Consider the following 21,267-nt stretch of genomic DNA (forward strand, 5'->3'; position numbering starts at 1 on the left):
TTAAAAAACCTCTTCTTAAAATAGAAGAGGTTTTTTTATAACTAGAAGACAAGGACAGGTGTCCCAGTTTCCACCATATTGTAAAGTTTTGCCATAACATCAGGTGGTGTGTTGATACAACCGTGGGAACCACGGGTTTTCCAAAGGTCGCCACCATAGGCAGGTTGCCAATCAGAATCGTGAATCCCAACACCGGTCCAATCAATTGGCATCCAGTAATCAACTGGGCTCGCATATTTGGTGCCATCATCATTTTTACCCCGTAATGTTTCATCGCGGGCTTTATCCCAAACATAAAAAACACCAGCTGGGGTAGGTGATTTTGGTTTACCAGAAACAATATCTGTTTCTAGTGCTACTGCACCGTCTTTGTAATACCACATATGTTGATTTTCTAAATCGACTTCGATATACGTATTGCCCACAAGTGGTTTATCAGCTGTTGCACTACCTTGAACAATTGGTGAACGGGTGAAGTCTTCGCCTTTCATTAGTTGTTCAGTTAAAGCAGCGACTTCTTGATCGGTTTGAATAGTCCAACTTAAAGTACCATCTGGCACAGTGACATCACCACGTCGCGTACTTTTGAAAGTTGTAGGATTACTACTTGTATTGTATTGCTTACCAAGATCAGTGACATAATTGGTAACTTTTTCTTTATTTAAAGTAACTTTTCCGTCTTTATATTCTAACCAGTCCATAATTGTTTCAGTCGGAATTTGAAAATCTGTGCCGTTAATGGAGTAGTTTGCTTGAACTTGGGCCACTTTATTTAGTGCGTTAAGTTCATCTTGTAAATTCGTATCATTAGCGGTAACTTTTGGTTTTTCGGTGTAATCGGTCAACTCAAGATTGTCTTTATTGCTGCTGACTGATTTTTTGATATCTGCTACCACCGCTGCAACATTAATGGAATTACCTTCTACTTCCGGAGTAATGGTAAAGCCGTCTGCGCCTTTTGTTAAAGTGGCATCTTTGGTTTTTGTCCGATTTTTATTTAAATCATTTAATTGGGTCTCTATTGTTTTTATGGCGCTATCTAGTTGTGTCTGGTCGACTGCGATTCCATCTAATTTGTCATCACTATCGGCAAAAACGTAAGCTACGCCCCATTTCCAACGGTTTTGGGCCTCTTTGATTTTTTCTAAATCTTTGGTGTAATCTGTTTTTAAGCCGAGATCCACTTTTTTGATGGATTGCCAATTTTGGCCATTGTCTTGAATGTCAAAAGTCTGTTCATCGGCAGCGCCTTTTAGTTTTTCATTGGCCTGTTTGACAGTCAGATTGGCAATATCTGTTTCATTAATTTTAGTATTGGGTAAGAAGTGATCGCTATAATGGAAGCTACGCACGGCATAAGCACCGCCGGCAATAACGAGCAAGGCTAAAAAAATAGCAAGAATCACTTTAGTATGTTTTTTGTGGCGAGAAGCTCTAGTCATCAGATATCTCCTTAAAGCGTTTATTTTATAATAAATGTATAATTTATATCGAGAATATCATAGCATAGATTGTGAAAAAAGCGAAGATTATGCTTAAAAGACAATAAAAAATTTAGAAATATATTTTTTATTAAGTCTACCTTTAATGAAATAAATAAAGATCTTTAAATGAAAAGTGAGGAAGTGTTGAAATTAAGCTAAAAAAAGCCTGACGATATTTTTGTCGTCAGGCAAAAGATAAAATATATTTTTATTAGAAATTATTTAGCTGCATCTTCTTCTTCTAATTTTTTGAAAGCTTCATCGACAATATTTTTCAATTGAGCAGCAGAAGCGTTCATACGATCTTGTTCAGAATCAGTTAATGGAATTTCAATTACTTGTTGAATCCCTTGGGCGTTAATAACAGCTGGAGCACCGATATAAATGTCGTTTAAGCCATATTGTCCTTCTAAGTAAACAGATAATGGGAAGACGGCATTTTCGTCATCTAAGATTGCGCGAGTGATACGAGCTAAGGCTGTTGCGATACCATAGAAGGTTGCACCTTTTTTATCGATAATAGTATAAGCAGCATCACGAACACTAAAGAATAAGTTAACCATTGCTTCCTCATCGACATCTGGATTATTTTTGATCCATTCGTAAATTTGTAAGCCGGCAACGTTGGCATGAGACCAAACTGGAAATTCAGAGTCACCATGTTCACCTAAGATGTAAGCGTGAACGTTACGTGCGTCAACATGAACCAATTCCGCAATTTTTTGACGGAAACGAGCAGAGTCTAGTGAAGTACCAGAACCGATTACGCGTTCTTTTGGAAAACCTGAGAATTTCCATGTTGAGTAAGTTAAGATATCAACCGGGTTAGCGGCAACTAAGAAGATACCGTTAAAGCCTGAAGCGACGATTTGAGTAACAACATCGCGGTTAATTTTTAAGTTTTTATGAACTAAATCTAAGCGAGTTTCACCTGGTTTTTGAGGTGCACCAGCAGTAATTACAACTAAATCGGCATCGTGTGCGTCTGCGTAAGTAGCTGAATAAATTTTCTTAGGAGAAGTCCAAGCTAGGGCATCAGTTAAATCCAATGCATCGCCTTCAGTTTTTTTGACGTTAATATCGACAATCCCAACTTCTTGGGCGATATTTTGAGTTACAAGTGCAAAAGCATAACTAGAACCAACAGCACCGTCACCTACTAAGATAACTTTTTGGTGGTCTTTCAATAAAGCACTTTTTTCTGTCATGTTTGTTTCATCCCTTCTCAGATTATTTCCTTCACAAGCAATCCTATCATTTCATCTTGCGTTTGTCATCCATTTTAGCTCGATATAATACAGTTTTTTTGCCTGTTTCTTTTTGTGAGCACTTACATTAAATAAAAAGTTTGTTTTAATTTGAGCAAAGGGTTTTAAACGAAATATCTCTAAAAAAAGCTAAAGAGCGCTTGCATCTTTTAGTGAATTTTTAGGTTTGTGTTATAATACTAAAACAGTACAGTAATAAAAACTTTTTAATTAATGTAGTATTAACGAAATGATTTGCAGTTTGATTATTGCAATTTAAACGCTAAGTGAGACTAGGGGATAAGTTATCGCCTGGCCTTTTGGCGTGTTTTACTCGTAAAAGTAAAGTGAGGAATAAAAATGAAGATGATTGTAGGCCTGGGAAATCCCGGGGGGAAATATGCAAAAACAAAACACAACGTCGGTTTTATGACTGTGGATCGTTTGGCGGAAAAATACAATGTAACGTTTAAGCGGAATAGTTTTGAAGCAGAACAAGGGGAGTTTTTTGTTGGGGGCGAAAAAATTATTTTGTTAAAACCCCAAACTTTTATGAATGACTCTGGTCGAGCAGTAGGACCACTAATGACTTATTTGGGGGTCTTACCAGCAGAATTAGTTGTAGTTTATGATGATTTGGATTTAGCGGTGGGAAAAATTCGCTTGCGCCAAAAAGGAGGAGCCGGAGGTCATAATGGTATTAAGAGCATTATTTCACATTTAAAAGGAAGCCAAATTTTTGATAGAATTAAAATTGGCATTGGTAGACCGTCACAAAATATGACAGTTGTTAATCATGTACTAAGTCCTTTTTCACAAACTGACTTACCTTTAATTGAAACAAGTATTGACCAAGCTGTCGCTGCATTAGAAGACTATTTAAAAACCGATGATTTTATTAACACGATGAATAAATTTAATTCAGCTAAATAAGTTTAAAAAGATTTGCTCCCTCGCGATAAGATGTTCCAAGTAACCTAAAGCCAAATAGAGTAGTGCAGAAGTAATAAGGATAGGGTCTTGTGGCTGTGATAAGCGATCTTTTAATGTGGAGTAAAAAAACGAGTTTTAAACTGATCTAGCTGAGGATGACAATAACTTCAATCAAAAAAATGAAAGTTAATTTGTCTGGTCCTGCTTATAAGATGATTAGTTAAAACTGCTTAAGGAGGCAAAAAAATGGATTTGCTGGGTTTGTTTGATAAAGTAGCCCAAATCGATCAATGGCAAGAACAGTTAGAAAAAAATAGCAAACGCCAGTTGTTAACAGGTCTTTCTGGATCGGCTAAAACTTTAGCGCTTGTTAGTACTTTTAAAAAATTGCAAAAGTCGATTTTAGTTGTAACACCGAATTTATATTATACCAATCAGTTAGTCGAAGATTTACGTAATTTGACAGAAGCGGTCTTTGCTTTTCCAGTTGATGAAGTATTGTCAGCAGAAATGGCCTTTGCCTCGCCAGAAGCCAAAGCAGAACGCGTCCAAACGCTAAATGCGATTTCACAAAATGAACTGGGAATTTATGTTATGCCAGTTGCGGCATTACGTAAATATTTACCTACGCCTAAGACTTGGAAAGACTACCAACTACATTGGCAAATCGGCGACGAACTGGATTTGGCCCAACTGCCAGCGCAGTTAGTTTTAATGGGCTATCAAAGAGAAAGTATGATTGCAAAACCTGGTGAGTTTAGTATTCGTGGCAGTATTGTTGATATTTATCCTTTAAATGCAGAATATCCGGTGCGGATGGAACTATTTGATGTTGAAATTGATTCCATGCGCTATTTTGACGTGGAGACCCAACGTTCATTAGGAAATGTCAAAAAAGTTGCTATTAGTCCGACCAGTGAGTTGGTTTTTACCCCAGAAGAATTAGCAAATGGTGCCAAAAATTTGCAAACGGTCTTAGAAAAACGCTTGGCAGTTACCAAGGAAAAAACAGACCAAGAATTTTTAAGCGAGTATTTTGGTCAATTACAAAATGAATGGCTAAAAGGCGAACCGGGGGAAAATGTCAATTTCTATCTCGATTTAATTTATGACACACCAACAACGATTGTGGATTACTTTAATAAAGATACGCTATTAATGGTGGATGATTATCCGCGTATTATGGAAACTAATCGCGAGATCGAACGAGAAGAAGGCGAGTGGCAAGTTCAAAAAATCAGCGAGTTGCGGGTTTTTAGTGAACAAAAATTCGGCATTGATGTGCATCAATTTTTCCAAAAAGAACTGTTTACCACCAGCTTTTTTGCCTTATTTCAAAAGGGGATGGGCAATTTGCGTTTTGGCGCAATTTGGAATTTTCAATATCGCCCGATGCAACAATTTTTCAGTCAGATGGGCTTGTTAAAGGCCGAATTGGATCGGTGGGAAAAACAACAACAGACCGTCCTTTTTTTAGTGGCAGATGATGAACGGGCCAAAAAATTAGATCATAATTTTCGTGACCATGAGATTTATGCGCCAGTCACTAAAGCTGATAAATTGATTACCGGTCGCAGCCAAATTGTCGTTGGCAGCTTACAAAGCGGATTTGAAATGCCGCAAGATCACTTAGTCGTGGTAACAGAAAAAGAAATTTTTCAAAAAGTAAAACGTAAAAGGGCTCGGCGCCAAACTATTACTAACGCGGAACGTCTAAAAAGTTACAACGAATTAAAACCAGGGGACTATGTCGTTCACGCTAATCACGGGATTGGTAAATACATTGGCATGGAAACGCTAGAAGTGGATGGCGTTCACCAAGATTACATCACGATTTTATACCAAAATGATGACAAATTATTTATCCCAGTCACGCAATTAAATCTAATTCAAAAATATGTGGCTTCTGAATCAAAAACGCCAAAAATTAATAAATTAGGTGGCAGTGAATGGAGTAAAACTAAACGGAAAGTTTCCGGTAAAATTGAAGATATCGCGGATGATTTAATTGCACTATATGCCAAACGAGAGTCAGAAAAGGGATTTGCTTTTGGGCCAGATGACGCATATCAAAAACAATTTGAAGATGCTTTTCCTTATACTGAAACAGATGATCAGCTAAGAAGTGCGGCTGAAATCAAACGGGATATGGAAAAACCAAAGCCGATGGATCGCCTGTTAGTCGGAGATGTTGGTTTTGGCAAAACAGAAGTGGCGTTACGCGCCGCGTTTAAGTCAATTAAAGAAAGTAAGCAAGTTGCGTTTTTAGTGCCAACTACGATTTTGGCGCAACAGCATTATGAAACGATGTTAGATAGATTTGAAGGATTTCCGGTTAATATTGGCTTACTTAGCCGTTTTCGAACTAAAAAACAACAAGCGGAAACATTAGAACAAATACGCACCGGACAAGTGGATATTGTGGTGGGAACGCATCGTTTATTATCACAAGACGTGAAATTTTCTGATTTGGGTTTATTAGTGATTGATGAAGAGCAACGTTTTGGCGTAAAACATAAAGAGCGCTTAAAACAATTGCGCTCACAAGTAGACGTTTTAACCTTGACGGCAACCCCAATTCCTAGAACGTTACACATGTCCATGTTGGGAGTACGAGATTTATCTGTCATTGAAACCCCACCGGAAAATCGTTATCCAATTCAAACTTATGTGATGGAAAAAAATCCCGGTGCTATTCGAGAAGCAATTCAGCGGGAATTAGCCCGGGATGGGCAAGTTTTTTATTTGTATAATCGGGTGGAGACGATTGAGAAAAAGGTGGATGAATTACAAGTCCTCGTTCCAGAAGCACGAATTGGTTATGCCCATGGGCAAATGACTGAAATTCAATTGGAAAACACTTTGTTAGACTTTATTGAAGGACAATACGATATTTTAGTCACCACCACCATTATTGAAACAGGTGTAGATATTCCTAATGTAAATACGCTGTTTGTCGAAAATGCGGATTACATGGGGTTATCGACTTTATATCAATTGCGGGGACGTGTGGGTCGGAGTAATCGCGTAGCGTATGCTTATTTTATGTATGAACCGCAAAAGATTTTAAATGAAGTCAGTGAAAAACGACTACAAGCGATTAAAGATTTTACCGAACTTGGCTCAGGTTTTAAGATTGCTATGCGAGATTTATCGATTCGCGGGGCAGGAAATCTACTAGGGGCGCAACAACATGGCTTTATTGATGCGGTTGGTTTTGACATGTATTCGCAAATGTTAGAAGAAGCAGTAGCGCGCAAACAAGGCAAAAATATTCAAAGTGAGAAGACATCAGTGGAGATTGATTTAGGGATTGATGCCTACTTGCCAGGAACTTACATCACCGATGAACGGCAAAAAATTGAAGTGTATAAACGTATTCGTGAATTAGAAAATGAAGAACAACTGGATGAATTACAAGATGATTTACTGGATCGTTTTGGTGAATATCCCGATGAAGTTGCCCACTTATTGACCATTGGGCAAATTAAAATGGATGGCGATCGTGCTTTATTGGACAGTATTCGTAAAATCGGCCAACAAATAAAAGTTACATTGAGTAAAGTTGGAACCAAAACTTATACTGTAGAACAATTATTTGAAGCATTGTCTGCCACTAAAATGAAAGCTGCTATGGCGGTTAATCAAGAAAAAATGACTATTACCTTAACGATTGGTCCTAAAATGACTCAGGCAATCTGGCTCCACGAAATTCAAGAATTCATCAAAGCGTTACGAGAAGAAAAATATAAACAAGCGATTGTCGAAAAATAAATTAGTAAAGTTTAAAATTGCTTTATTTTCGCTAAAGAAATTGAATTTTTATGTTTTTTTAAGAAAAAGTCAGGCACACTATAAAAAAACGTCAAGCTAAAGAGGTGAAAAGATGAAGACAGAAAGTACAAAGGATAATAAAAATCAAATGCAAAAAATGATGCAAGGGGCTTTTGTACTAACTGTCGCTTCTTTTATCGCCAAAGTTTTAAGTGCGATTTATCGCGTACCGTTACAAAATTTAGTGGGCGATCAAGGCTTTTATGTATACCAACAAGTCTATCCAATTTACGGCTTAGCCATGACGTTAGCGTTATCAGGTTTACCTCAGTTTATCTCCAAATATATCGCGGAAATTAACAGCATAAAGCTACAGAAAACAGCGATTCAAAAATTAATTCCGGTTGTCTTTTATTGTGGTGTGATTTTATGGGGTGTGACCTTTTTTGGCGCAGAGATTATTGCCGCTCTTATGGGTAATAATCTTTTGGCACCTTTAATTCGGGTAGTCTCCTTTACTTTTTTACTAATGCCTTTTTTAGCCTTTTATCGGGGTAATTTCCAAGGTCAACTTCAAATGGTACCAAGTGCCGTTTCACAAGTGGCAGAACAGTTTGTGCGTGTCGGTGTAATCATTGCTGCAGCCTTGTTGTTTCAAGCCGGGTTTTTAGATGTGTATGAAACGGGAACTGTCGCAATGAGTGGCGCTGTCGCAGGCGGATTGGGTGCCGTGATACTGTTAGTTTATTACCAAAAGAAAATCAGTGGAGTCAGTTTGAACCTATTAAAAGATTTTCACTTTGGTAAAGTGGACAAAAAATTACTGCGCCGTTTTGTTATTGAAGGCGGCTTGTTGTCGATTTATACGGGCTTTTTAATTTTATTTCAATTAATTGACTCTTTTGTGATTGCAAATGAGTTACAAACGTTTGGGCTTAACACACAAGCAGCTCAAGTTTCTAAGGGTGTTTATGATAGAGGGCAACCCATGGTACAATTAGGCTTAGTGGTGGCGGCTGCCTTAAGTTCAACGTTCTTACCAGCATTAACCAAATATTTAGTAGCACGTAACGAGCGCCTCTTTCAAAATTCAGCTAAAATCTATTTGCGTCTAACGACAAGTATTTCTCTGGCTGCCTCATTTGGGTTAGCGCTGGTGATGCCTTCTTTAAACTATGCATTATTTAAAGATCAAGCGGGAAATGACGTCTTACAAGTTTTTGTTTTTTCGGTCTTTTTAATGGCCGTAATTCAAGCCTATCAAGCTGTCGCTCAAAGTCAAAATCATTTCCGTCCGGCTTTAAAAGCTGCTGTTTTAGGTTTAGTCGTCAAATTGGGCACGACCATTATTTTAACAGCTTCAATGGGCACTTTAGGCGCAAGTTTAGGTACTCTTTTGGGCTTGGTGGCGACGTTGTGGCGTTTAATTAAAGCAGAAAATCAAAAGATTAATCTATTTTGGAAAGAACGGGCATTTATTAAAATTATTTGTAAGTGTCTATTGGTTATGAGTGGGGCAGTGATGCTCTTTTACTTGGGTGTAGCTTTCTTAGGTGGCTTTAATACGCGTTTTGGCGCGCTTTTTGTCACGTTACTGGCAGTTGTGGTGGGCGGTTTTGCTTTTCTAAAAGCTGCGATAAAATTTGATCTTTTCACCTTAAGAGAGTGGCTTTTACTGCCTTTTGGTAAAAAATTATTACAATTAAAAAAATAAACGAAAAAATTTTGTGGAAAGAAGATGAGGAAAAGTTATGCGTTTAGACAAATTTTTAAAAATTTCACGGATCATTAAACGGCGTTCTGTCGCTAAAGAAGTTGCAGATAAGGGCCGTATTCAAGTAAATGGCAAGTTAGCAAAATCTTCTAGTACGGTAAAAGTTGGCGATGTTTTAAAAATTGGTTTTGGTAATAAAACTTTAGAAATTAAAGTTTTGGAATTACACGAATCAACTAAAAAAGAAGATGCTGCACAAATGTATGAAATTATAAGCGAAACAAGAATTGAAAATGTCTAGAAATTCATTAGACAAGCCTAGTTTAAGTTGCTATAATTAATTTTGGATTATCCATTTTGCTAAGGTATGAGAAGGGACGTGACAGACGTGATAAATGGCCGCGATAAAAATGTTGAACAGCTTGATAACGAGTATGTCAAAAAACAAATCGCTAAATATCAAGAACAACATCGTCAAGTGGTTTTTAAACGTCGTCGGTTAACGTTGCTTTTAACAATTACTTGCTTAATTTTTATTTTTGTAGGCTTTCAACTTTTTTCAGATCATCAACGACTGGTGAAGTTAGAAGAAATTAAACAAGAGGCTGTAGCTGATAATAAAGTCGTCTCAGATAATGTTTCACAACTAAAAAAAGAGGTGGCATTATTAAAAGATGAAGACTACGTAGCAAAACTTGCCCGTAGCCGTTTTTACTACTCAAAAGATGGTGAGAAAGTTTATCCAATTGCCGGCCAAAATCAAAATACAAACGAGCAAGACGACGCCAAAGTGGAAAAAGCCATCGATCGTACTAATGGGTCATCTACTGCTGAAGAGTAGTAAATATAAATTTCAGGTTTAAACTAGGAGGAACAATTCTTTTATGTCAATCGAAGTAGGAGCTAAGCTGCAAGGAAAAGTGTCGGGGATTACCAATTTTGGTGCTTTTATTGATTTGGGCAACCGTAAAACTGGTTTGGTGCATATCAGTGAAGTATCAGATGGCTTTGTAAAAGATATTAATGATGTCTTAAAAGTCGGTGATGAAGTAACGGTGTTGGTAACATCTGTGGGGGATGACGGCAAGATTGGTTTATCCATTCGGAAAGCTTTAGATAAACCACAAACAGAGAAAAAAGAATTCAAAAAAGAACCAAATCGTCGTCCAGCTCCTAAGAAGCCATTTTCTAAAGGGCCAAGTGCAAACGCCAATAAAAAAGAAGACTTCGATTCATTAATGAGTTCGTTTTTAAAAGATAGTGATGATCGCCTATCTTCACTACGACGTAACACAGAAGGCAAACGTGGTGGTCGTGGCGGCCGTCGCAGTTAATTTTTAGTTAAAAGCTGTACCGCCAATCTGGCTGTGCAGCTTTTCTTATTTTATTTATCGTTTTATTTTTTTGTAATTGCTTTTTGACAAGAATGAAAAGTCTTTCTTTATTTAGCAAATAGACACTTTTTAGTGGGGTTTATTTAAAGGGAGAATTTTGTAAGTATAAAGGAGTCAAAGATGGAAAGAGAATTTGAACAGCTAGGCAATAAGAACAGCTTTTGGCAACAAGGCAGTAGAATTTTATTGGCGGTTTCTGGTGGGGCGGATTCTTTTGTTCTTTTGCGGCTGATGGAAAAGATGCGTATAAAATATGATTTTTTCATTGGGGTGGCCCATATCGATCATCAACTAAGGCCAAGTTCAACTAAAGAAGCGCAAGATTTGGCTCAGTATTGCCAAGAACATGCGATTACTTTTTATGAACGCAAATGGGAAGATGTTCCCCATGCGGGCGTTGAAGAGGCAGCCCGGACTTTTCGCTATGCTTTTTTTGAAGAACTGATGCAAGATTATTATTTTGATACACTGATGACAGCCCACCATGCGGATGATCAATTGGAGACAATGTTGATGAAGATGATTCGTGATGGTCAATTAAAAAACGCAATGGGAATTAAAATGCGTCAGGCTTTTGCTGGAGGAAAATTAATTCGTCCACTATTATCTTTTAGTAAAGAAGAAATTTATAGTTATGCTAGCTTAGAAAACTTGCCTTATTTTGAAGATGAAAGTAACTACTATTTAGATGTCCAACGTAATCGACTCCGCCAACAAGTGGTGCCTTTGTTGAAAAGTGAAAATCATCAAATCTTAGCTCATTTCCAACAACTTTCACAACAGTTAATTTGGGCTGAAGAGATAATTGAAGAAAAGGCGCGCAAGTGGTGTTCTGAATATCTAACCGAACAAGAAGCGACGATAAGTTTTACTGTTAAAGAGTTTTTGATCTTACCAAAAAGAGAGCGCTATTTTACGTTGCAATATTTAGCTCAAAAAATCAAACGGGAATATGATGTATCCATTAGTGAAGACAATTTACAAAAAATTGTAAAACTACTAGGAGAAGACAAAGCCCAGTGGCAATTAGATATAGCGGCTGGCTGGCGTGTCGTAAAAATGTATGAAAAACTGACGATTGGTAAAAAAATTAGCAATCATAGCGCTAAAACTTTTCATTTTAAAGTAGGTGAGAGTGGTTTTTTATCGGAAAATGAGTGGCTAGCCATTGTGCCAATAACAGAAAAAGTCAATCTTCCCGAAAAAGTCAAACTTTGGTCAGAAATCAGTCAACCTTTGGCATTAAACTTCCCCAATAAGGTGATTATCAGAAAACGAGTTGATGGGGATCGGATCCAACTGACTAAAAGTTTACGCAAAAAGGTTAGTCGGATTTTAATTGATAAAAAAGTCCCAAATGATATCCGCGAGAAAACCTGGGTTATAACCGATGTGAACAATCACGTTTTGGCAGTATTGCCAATTGCTTTTTCTTATTTGAGTATTGCTGTAGAAACTGATAAAATACACTACAGACTGCTTTATAAATACCAATAATCTATCTTTGGTGATAGTAAATAAGGAGACCGATATGTTAGCAAAAGATATTGAAAAAGTGCTTGTAACACGAGAAGAAATCAACGCCCGCTGCAAAGAGCTAGGGGAACAACTCGCTATGGAATATCAGGATAAAAATCCACTTGTGATTGGCGTTTTAAAAGGTTCAATTAATTTTATGGCAGATATTTGTCGTGAAATGGATTGCTATTTGGAATTAGATTTTATGGATGTTTCAAGTTATGGAAATGCAACCGTATCTTCTGGGGAAGTCAAAATTTTAAAAGACTTGGATACAAATGTTGAAGGGCGTGACCTTTTAATTGTCGAAGATATTATCGACAGCGGTCGTACTTTAGCTTACTTGGTGGATTTGTTTAAATACCGCAAAGCCAACTCAGTTAAAATTGTAACCTTGTTAGACAAACCAGAAGGCCGCGTAGTCGATATTGAAGCGGATTATGTTGGCTTTGACGTGCCAAATGAATTTGTCGTCGGCTATGGTTTAGACTACATGGAGCAGTATCGCAACTTGCCTTATGTAGGCGTTTTAAAACCTAGCGTTTATGAATCAAATTAATCCGCTAATTGAAATGACTTGTGATACAATAAAATGGTCAGGATTGATAAAAATCACACAAAAAGTATTTGAAAGACCTTTTTTTATTGGTTAATCGTTGTTTTGAAATAACGTTTTATCGTAAAAAAGCTTTCAATTAATTAAGGAGGGCAAGCATGAACAAAAAAGGTAATAATGGTATGTTAAAAAATACCTTATACTATGTACTCGTGCTTTTGGCCATGATTACGGTGGTTTATTTCTTATTTGGAAATAATAGCCAACAGTCGCCAGATATCGAGTACTCTACTTTCCGTCAACAACTAGCAGACGGTAAAGTGAAGTCGTTTAGTGTACAACCGGTTAATGGAGTGTATAAGATTACCGGGGAATACAAAGACAAACAAAAAGTAGAAAACAACAGTGGGTTAACAGTTTGGGGCGAAACAAGTAGTGAATCAACACACTTTGCCACAACGATTTTACCTAACGACAATACACTAAAAGAAGTTACTGCCTTAGCGGATCAAGAAGACGTGAAAACAGTAATCAAAGAAGAGTCCAATAGTGGTCTTTGGATTTCATTATTAATGACCTTCTTGCCTCTTGTAATCATCATTTTCTTCTTTTATATGATGATGGGACAACAAGGCGGCGGTGGCGGCCGTGTCATGAACTTTGGTAAATCAAAAGCCAAAGAAGCAGATAAAAAAGCTAACCGTGTGCGTTTTTCTGACGTAGCCGGTGCCGAAGAAGAAAAACAAGAATTAGTTGAAGTCGTTGAATTTCTAAAAGATCCACGCCGTTTTGTGGAACTAGGCGCTAGAATTCCAGCAGGGGTATTATTAGAAGGACCTCCCGGAACTGGTAAAACATTACTTGCTAAAGCCGTAGCTGGTGAAGCGGGCGTACCGTTTTATTCTATTTCTGGTTCTGACTTTGTTGAAATGTTCGTCGGTGTTGGGGCATCACGCGTACGTGACTTGTTTGAAACTGCCAAGAAAAATGCACCTGCGATTATCTTTATTGATGAAATCGATGCTGTCGGTCGTCAACGTGGCGCAGGTATGGGGGGCGGTCACGATGAACGTGAACAAACCTTAAACCAATTGTTAGTTGAAATGGATGGTTTTGATGGCAATGAAGGTGTTATCGTTATTGCTGCAACTAACCGTTCTGATGTCTTAGATCCAGCGTTATTACGTCCAGGTCGTTTTGACCGTCAAATTTTAGTTGGTCGTCCTGACGTCAAAGGTCGTGAAGCCATTTTACGGGTTCACGCACGGAACAAACCGTTAGCTGACGATGTAGACTTAAAAGTTGTGGCCCAACAAACACCAGGTTTTGCTGGTGCTGATTTGGAAAATGTATTAAATGAAGCAGCTTTAGTGGCAGCTCGTCGTAACAAGAAAAAAATTGATGCTTCCGATGTCGATGAAGCAGAAGACCGCGTCATTGCTGGACCTGCCAAAAAAGACAAAGTCATCAGCAAACGTGAAAGAGAAATGGTGGCTTACCATGAAGCTGGGCATACAATTGTAGGCTTAGTGCTATCTCGTGCGCGTATCGTTCATAAAGTAACGATTATCCCACGTGGTCGCGCTGGTGGTTACATGATCGCTTTACCAAAAGAAGATCAAATGCTAATGACAAAAGACGATATGTTTGAACAAATTGTTGGCCTTTTAGGGGGACGAACAGCAGAAGAAATCATCTTCGGCGTGAAATCTACCGGAGCTTCCAATGACTTTGAACAAGCAACTGGTCTTGCTCGTAGTATGGTAACTGAATATGGTATGAGTGATAAATTAGGTCCTGTTCAATATGAAGGAAACCATCAAGTCTTTGTTGGTCGTGACTATGGTCAAACCAAAGCCTACTCTGAACAAGTGGCTTATGAAATCGACCAAGAAGTACGTCGAATTTTAAACGAAGCACATCAAAAAGCCCGTGAAATTATTGAAGCACACCGGGCGCAACATAAATTGATTGCTGAAAAATTATTAGAATATGAAACACTAGATGCTAAAGCGATTAAATCATTGTTTGAAGAAGGTAAAATGCCAGAAGGAACTGAAACAGAAGAATATCCTTCTGAAAAAGCGCAAACTTTCGAAGAAGCAAAACGTGCTTTAGAAGAAAAAGATGCACAAAAACAAGCAGAAGAAAAACAAGATTTCAAAGAAGCGAAAGATTACTTTGATGCTGAGGCTAAAGAAACAAAACTTCATCCTGAAGAAGAAACAAAAGAAGTGCAGGATGAATTAAAAGAAGAAAAAGATGAAACAGATAAAGATGCGTAATCTTTATTAAAAAATAAGACGTGATAGTTTTTGGCTATTGCGTCTTTTTTCATCCTAATTTTGGCTATTAAAACCCTTTAGTCTAAAAACTTTGAAAAGGAGATGTTGTTATGCGTAAGCTTTATATTAAGCAAAAAGTTTTTAGCATCGGCGAAAAATTTAACGTGACCGATGCAAATCAAGAAATGATTTATCACGTTCAAGGCAGCTTTTTGAAGATTCCTAAGCAATTTACGATTTATGATCGAAATGATCAAATTATTGGTGAGATTACTAAAAAAATATTAGCACTTTTGCCCCAATTTACCGTTACAATTGACGGTTACTCTGATATTGTCATCAAAAAAGAATTGACCTTGTTTAAAGCCCGCTATCACATTGAAGTAGAAGGTATTAGTGTACAAGGAAACTGGTGGGATATGGATTTTGAGGTGGTAAAAGACGGCCTGCAAATTGCGGAGATTCATAAACGTTGGGTTTCTTTTGGAGATACTTATGAGGTTACGATTCAAGATGAGCGTTATGAAAAAATGATCATTGCCCTAGTAGTAGCGATTGATTGCGTGAAAGCAGACGATGATGCTACGGCCGCATCAGCTTCTACTTAATAAGCTAAAATAAATAAAGGGACTATGACAAAATTAGATTTGTTGTGGTCTCTTTTTTTATTTGAGTTTTCATACTTTTTTATTAATTCAACCACAGAAAGTTGAAAAAAATGAAACTTCCTTGTATGATTCAAAAATGAATGCAATGTTAGCCATTGTTGGCTGATCTAAGTGAGAGATTATCTTTAACTTGTTGCGAATATGAAACGATAAAAGGAGCAAAATCATGAGTGATTATTTAATTAAGGCATTAGCGTATGGTGGTTTAGTGCGGGCTTACGCAGTGGATGCTACCCAAACAGTAACAGAAGCGCAAAAACGACACGATACTTGGAATACATCTTCTGCGGCATTAGGCCGAACGTTGGTGGGGAGCTTGTTGCTTGGGGCCACTTTAAAAGGTGATGATAAATTAACCGTCAAAGTAGAAGGCGACGGTCCGGCCGGGGCGATTATTGTTGATAGTAATGGTCATGGGGATGTTAAAGGTTACATCAAAAACCCACATTTGAGTTTACCTTTAAATGGGGCAGGTAAAATTGATGTCCGCGGAGCAGTCGGCACAAACGGAATGTTCACAGTTATTAAAGACTTAGGTTTAAAAGAACCATTTTCTGGACAAACCCCCATTGTTTCTGGTGAATTAGGTGAGGATTTCACTTATTATTTAGCAGTTTCAGAACAAATTCCTTCAGCGGTGGGATTAAGTGTATTAGTAGATACTGATGATAGCATTAAAACTGCTGGCGGCTTTATGTTACAAATGATGCCAGGGGCAACCGAAGAAATTGTGACCGCAATTGAAACGAATTTGGCCAATATGCCTAAAGTTTCTGATTTATTAGACGCTGGTAAAAAGCCAGAAGAAATTTTGGATACATTATTGCCGGATACTGATTTAATGATTTTAGAAGAAAAACCCGTCCAATTTAAATGTGATTGCTCAAAAGATAAGTTTGCTGAAGCAATTATTGCGTTAGGGCCAGCTGAAATTGAAGCGATGATTAAAGAAGATCACGGTGCAGAAGCAGTCTGTGCTTTTTGTGGCAATAAATACGAATATACAGAAGCGGATTTAACTGCTTTAATGCAGGAGGCAACAAAATAATGCAAGATCAAACGTGGCAAATTGGAAATATCAAAATTCCTAACCGTGTGGTGGTAGCGCCAATGGCAGGCATTACCAATGCAGCTTTTCGGGTTACCGTTAAAGAATTTGGTGCTGGTTTAGTTGTTTGTGAGATGATTAGTGATCAAGGTATTCATTTTCGCAATAAGAAAACATTGGAGATGCTTTATATTGATGAAAACGAGCATCCTTTAAGTGTACAAATTTTTGGTGGCAATAAAGATTCGTTAGTTGAAGCTGCCCAATTTGTCGCAGCAAACACCACGGCAGATATTATTGATATTAATATGGGCTGTCCAGTAAATAAGGTCATTAAAGCAGAAGCTGGAGCCAAGTGGCTGTTAGATCCTAATAAAGTGCATGAAATGGTATCTGCTGTCACAAGTGCAGTAGATATCCCTGTTACAGTTAAGATGCGAATTGGTTGGGATGATGAACACGTTTTTGCAGTGGAAAATGCTAAAGCGGCAGAAGCTGGTGGGGCAGCTGCCATTGCGATGCATGGGCGTACGCGCGTGCAAATGTACGAAGGTAAAGCCAACTGGGATATTTTAAAAGAAGTGAAGAAAAATATCAGCATTCCATTTATGGGAAATGGTGATGTGAAAACACCGCAAGATGCAAAACGAATGCTAGATGAAGTCGGTGCAGACGGTGTGATGATTGGTAGAGCGGCTTTAGGTAATCCCTGGATGATTCACCGAACTGAACGCTATTTAGCAACTGGAGAATTAATCGATGAGCCCACACCGGTTGAAAAAATTGAAACAGCCAAAGTTCATCTGCAACGTTTAGTTGATTTAAAAGGTGAAATGGTGGCAGCTAGAGAGTTTCGCCAACATGCTGCCTATTACTTAAAAGGTATTTCACGAGCGGCTAAAACCAAAGTCGCCATTAACCAAGCTGAAGACCAGGCAACGATTGTAACAATTTTGGACGATTTTATTGCAAAAACAAAAGAGCAAAATCTGGTGGCAAACGCACAGGATTAAAGCTTTTTTTCAAGCCGAAACTGATTTTCGGCTTGCTTTTTTTTGGTTTCATTGGCATTATAAGGAAGAATAGACTAGAGAGTTATAGTAGCTAGCAGAATCGAAGTTTCATAGCGATGTTTATTAATAGCTACTTCAACTAAAAATCAAGGAGGAAAACGCGTGACTGAGGAACAACAGCAACAAACCCAAGAAGAATTGAACGATCAAATGCTGGTGCGTCGCCAGAAGATGGAAGCACTGCAAGCCGATGGAATCGATCCTTTCGGAAAACGTTTCGAACGCACTCATAATTCCGCAGAACTACATGAAATGTTTGATCAACGGACTAAAGAAGAACTAAGCGAAATGAATTTATCTGCTAGTGTAGCAGGTCGAATGATGACTAAACGAGGCAAAGGTAAAGCTGGTTTTGCCCATTTACAAGACCGCGAAGGCCAAGTGCAAATTTATGTACGTAAAGATGAAGTCGGTGAAGAGGCCTATGAATTATTTAAACATGCTGATTTAGGTGACTTTTATGGTGTTGTAGGTCAAATCATGAAAACTAACACTGGTGAAGTTTCTATTAAAGCGCGTGAATTTATTTTGTTATCAAAAGCATTGCGTCCTTTACCAGACAAATATCATGGTCTAACCAATGTTGAACAACGTTACCGTCAACGTTATTTGGATTTAGTTTCAAATCGCGAAAGTTTTGAACGTTTTACCAAACGAAGCCAAATTATCAGTGAAATTCGCCGCTATTTAGATGGTTTAGGCTATTTAGAAGTGGAAACGCCTGTTTTACACAATCAAGCTGGTGGTGCTGCTGCACGTCCATTTATTACGCACCATAACGCATTAGATATGGATTTATATCTACGAATTGCTTTAGAATTACACTTGAAACGTTTAATTGTTGGTGGTATGGAGAAAGTATATGAAATCGGTCGTGTCTTCCGTAATGAAGGGATCGATACAACCCATAACCCAGAATTTACGATGATTGAAGTTTATACGGCATATACAGATTATCGCGATGTTATGGATTTAACAGAAGGCATCATTCGTAACGCTGCCCAAAAAGTTTTAGGTACAGGCAAAATTAGCTATGATGGTCAAACTATTGATTTGGATACTGAATTCAAACGGATGCATATGCTAGATGCTATTAAGGAACAAACTGGTGTAGATTTCTGGCAAGAAATGTCACTAGAAGATGCCCGTGCTTTAGCAAAAGAACATAATGTGGAGATTACAGATGCAATGGAAGTTGGCCATATTATTAATGAATTCTTTGAAACATTTGTCGAAGATACTTTAATTCAACCAACGTTCATTTATGGTCATCCAGTTGAAGTATCCCCACTAGCGAAGAAAAATCCAGAAGATGGACGTTTTACTGACCGTTTTGAGTTATTTATTGTCGGTCGTGAATTTGCGAATGCCTTTACTGAATTAAACGACCCAATCGATCAACGAGCTCGTTTTGAAGATCAAGAAAAACAACGAGAAGCTGGCGATGATGAGGCGCATGGTGTAGACGAAGACTTCTTAGAAGCTTTAGAATACGGTATGCCGCCAACTGGTGGTTTAGGTATCGGTATTGACCGTTTGGTGATGCTTTTAACCGATGCGCAATCAATTCGTGACGTTTTATTATTCCCAACGATGCGTTAAAAAGTCTAGATGTAGAAAAGCCGATAAATATTGGTTTTTCTACATCTATTTTTTTGCTTATGAAATGGAAAAATAGCAAGATAATAAAACTGAAAAAGCTTTATTGCCGAATGATTTTGCTAGTGCGTCTATGCATTAATCGGATATGAAAAAAAGTAAAAAAATATCAATAAAATCGTTGACCTGATAAGATTTAGTTGGTATATTATTACTTGTCCGTTAGCGACGTAAAAATTTAAACGCAACAAGAAAAAAAGTTTTGAAAAAAACAAAAAAACTTGTTGACAGGCGCCAAAACGACTGGTAAACTAACGAAGTTGCTTAGTGAACAGCACTTTTATGAAATATCATTTCAAAAAGTTTTTAAAACTTTTTGAAAAAAACAGTTGACAAATAAAACGTCAACTGATAAGATATAAGAGTTGCTGAAACATTTAAAAAAGCAGCGATGTAGACCTTTGAAAACTGAACAAAGCAAGCAAACGAACCAATGTGTAGGGCGCTTCTATTATAGAAGCAAACAACATGCAAGCAATAGCTAGCAAAGTTAATTTTATTGAGCTTAACAGTCTGATGACTGTTCAAACACTTTTTATGAGAGTTTGATCCTGGCTCAGGACGAACGCTGGCGGCGTGCCTAATACATGCAAGTCGAACGCTTCTTTTTCCACCGGAGCTTGCTCCACCGGAAAAAGAGGAGTGGCGAACGGGTGAGTAACACGTGGGTAACCTGCCCTCAAGCGGGGGATAACACTTGGAAACAGGTGCTAATACCGCATAACAATAGTAAACACATGTTTATTATTTGAAAGGCGCTTTTGCGTCACTTGAGGATGGACCCGCGGTGCATTAGCTAGTTGGTGAGGTAACGGCTCACCAAGGCCACGATGCATAGCCGACCTGAGAGGGTGATCGGCCACACTGGGACTGAGACACGGCCCAGACTCCTACGGGAGGCAGCAGTAGGGAATCTTCGGCAATGGACGAAAGTCTGACCGAGCAACGCCGCGTGAGTGAAGAAGGTTTTCGGATCGTAAAACTCTGTTGTTAGAGAAGAACAAGGATGAGAGTAAAAAGTTCATCCCTTGACGGTATCTAACCAGAAAGCCACGGCTAACTACGTGCCAGCAGCCGCGGTAATACGTAGGTGGCAAGCGTTGTCCGGATTTATTGGGCGTAAAGCGAGCGCAGGCGGTTTCTTAAGTCTGATGTGAAAGCCCCCGGCTCAACCGGGGAGGGTCATTGGAAACTGGGAGACTTGAGTGCAGAAGAGGAGAGTGGAATTCCATGTGTAGCGGTGAAATGCGTAGATATATGGAGGAACACCAGTGGCGAAGGCGGCTCTCTGGTCTGTAACTGACGCTGAGGCTCGAAAGCGTGGGGAGCAAACAGGATTAGATACCCTGGTAGTCCACGCCGTAAACGATGAGTGCTAAGTGTTGGAGGGTTTCCGCCCTTCAGTGCTGCAGCAAACGCATTAAGCACTCCGCCTGGGGAGTACGACCGCAAGGTTGAAACTCAAAGGAATTGACGGGGGCCCGCACAAGCGGTGGAGCATGTGGTTTAATTCGAAGCAACGCGAAGAACCTTACCAGGTCTTGACATCCTTTGACCACTCTAGAGATAGAGCTTCCCCTTCGGGGGCAAAGTGACAGGTGGTGCATGGTTGTCGTCAGCTCGTGTCGTGAGATGTTGGGTTAAGTCCCGCAACGAGCGCAACCCTTATTGTTAGTTGCCATCATTTAGTTGGGCACTCTAGCGAGACTGCCGGTGACAAACCGGAGGAAGGTGGGGATGACGTCAAATCATCATGCCCCTTATGACCTGGGCTACACACGTGCTACAATGGGAAGTACAACGAGTTGCGAAGTCGCGAGGCTAAGCTAATCTCTTAAAGCTTCTCTCAGTTCGGATTGTAGGCTGCAACTCGCCTACATGAAGCCGGAATCGCTAGTAATCGCGGATCAGCAC

At 38.7% G+C, this 21,267-nt stretch carries 15 protein-coding genes and 1 rRNA gene (1 of these 16 only partly in view); 14 read left to right on the top strand and 2 right to left on the bottom strand.

The annotated features are described in order from the left end of the window. Window positions 1–41 precede the first annotated feature (41 nt). Together IGI65_RS03940 and IGI65_RS03945 are read right to left on the bottom strand one after the other, a co-directional pair. Window positions 42–1,442, bottom strand: a complete 1,401-nt coding sequence (locus tag IGI65_RS03940) for a L,D-transpeptidase family protein (RefSeq protein ID WP_412256814.1) — start codon at window positions 1,440–1,442, stop codon at window positions 42–44. A 260-nt stretch (window positions 1,443–1,702) separates the two neighbouring features. Then, on the bottom strand, window positions 1,703–2,692 hold the full coding sequence (locus tag IGI65_RS03945) for an L-lactate dehydrogenase (protein WP_071865172.1): 990 nt from the start codon (window positions 2,690–2,692) through the stop codon (window positions 1,703–1,705). A 399-nt stretch (window positions 2,693–3,091) separates the two neighbouring features. Here IGI65_RS03945 and pth point away from each other — a divergent pair, with 399 nt between their 5' ends. From pth to IGI65_RS04015, 14 genes are all read left to right on the top strand, one after another. Further along, on the top strand, window positions 3,092–3,664 hold the full coding sequence (pth, locus tag IGI65_RS03950) for an aminoacyl-tRNA hydrolase (RefSeq protein WP_438773299.1): 573 nt from the start codon (window positions 3,092–3,094) through the stop codon (window positions 3,662–3,664). A 246-nt stretch (window positions 3,665–3,910) separates the two neighbouring features. Then, the gene (gene mfd / locus IGI65_RS03955; RefSeq protein ID WP_438773300.1) at window positions 3,911–7,438 is read left to right on the top strand and encodes a transcription-repair coupling factor; all 3,528 of its coding nucleotides are present in this window, start codon (window positions 3,911–3,913) and stop codon (window positions 7,436–7,438) included. A gap of 112 nt (window positions 7,439–7,550) precedes the next feature. After that, entirely contained in the window at window positions 7,551–9,152 is a 1,602-nt protein-coding gene (locus IGI65_RS03960; RefSeq protein WP_438773301.1) for a putative polysaccharide biosynthesis protein, read from the top strand. Window positions 9,153–9,189: 37 nt separating this feature from the next. Then, window positions 9,190–9,453 carry an RNA-binding S4 domain-containing protein gene (locus tag IGI65_RS03965; RefSeq protein ID WP_095006029.1) on the top strand — a complete coding sequence of 88 codons (264 nt, stop codon included), beginning with the start codon at window positions 9,190–9,192 and terminating at the stop codon, window positions 9,451–9,453. A gap of 78 nt (window positions 9,454–9,531) precedes the next feature. After that, entirely contained in the window at window positions 9,532–9,993 is a 462-nt protein-coding gene (locus IGI65_RS03970) for an FtsB family cell division protein (protein ID WP_438773303.1), read from the top strand. A gap of 43 nt (window positions 9,994–10,036) precedes the next feature. Continuing rightward, window positions 10,037–10,486, top strand: coding sequence for a S1 domain-containing RNA-binding protein (locus IGI65_RS03975; RefSeq protein WP_071865166.1), 450 nt, complete (start codon window positions 10,037–10,039; stop codon window positions 10,484–10,486). Window positions 10,487–10,666: 180 nt separating this feature from the next. Beyond that, entirely contained in the window at window positions 10,667–12,043 is a 1,377-nt protein-coding gene (tilS, locus tag IGI65_RS03980; RefSeq protein ID WP_438773304.1) for a tRNA lysidine(34) synthetase TilS, read from the top strand. A 34-nt stretch (window positions 12,044–12,077) separates the two neighbouring features. Next, entirely contained in the window at window positions 12,078–12,623 is a 546-nt protein-coding gene (gene hpt, locus IGI65_RS03985; protein ID WP_071865164.1) for a hypoxanthine phosphoribosyltransferase, read from the top strand. 155 nt (window positions 12,624–12,778) lie between these two features. After that, window positions 12,779–14,905: an ATP-dependent zinc metalloprotease FtsH gene (ftsH, locus tag IGI65_RS03990; RefSeq protein ID WP_438773305.1), complete on the top strand. Its 2,127-nt coding sequence runs from the start codon at window positions 12,779–12,781 to the stop codon at window positions 14,903–14,905. 110 nt (window positions 14,906–15,015) lie between these two features. Next, entirely contained in the window at window positions 15,016–15,513 is a 498-nt protein-coding gene (locus tag IGI65_RS03995; RefSeq protein WP_071865162.1) for an LURP-one-related/scramblase family protein, read from the top strand. Between the two features lie 226 nt (window positions 15,514–15,739). Next, window positions 15,740–16,621 (top strand): Hsp33 family molecular chaperone HslO, encoded by an 882-nt coding sequence (gene hslO, locus IGI65_RS04000; protein WP_438773306.1) that lies wholly within the window; start codon window positions 15,740–15,742, stop codon window positions 16,619–16,621. Further along, window positions 16,621–17,634, top strand: coding sequence for a tRNA dihydrouridine synthase DusB (gene dusB / locus IGI65_RS04005; protein WP_438773307.1), 1,014 nt, complete (start codon window positions 16,621–16,623; stop codon window positions 17,632–17,634). Before hslO ends, dusB begins: the two co-directional genes overlap by 1 nt. 162 nt (window positions 17,635–17,796) lie before the next feature. Further along, a complete protein-coding gene (gene lysS, locus IGI65_RS04010) occupies window positions 17,797–19,296 on the top strand; it encodes a lysine--tRNA ligase (protein WP_438773308.1) in 1,500 nt (499 codons plus the stop codon). 590 nt (window positions 19,297–19,886) lie between these two features. Next, window positions 19,887–21,267, top strand: a 16S ribosomal RNA gene (locus tag IGI65_RS04015); it runs 178 nt beyond the window's last position.

This window comes from Enterococcus sp. DIV0755b (assembly GCF_051713765.1).
In the GTDB taxonomy this organism is placed as follows: domain Bacteria; phylum Bacillota; class Bacilli; order Lactobacillales; family Enterococcaceae; genus Enterococcus_C; species Enterococcus_C canintestini.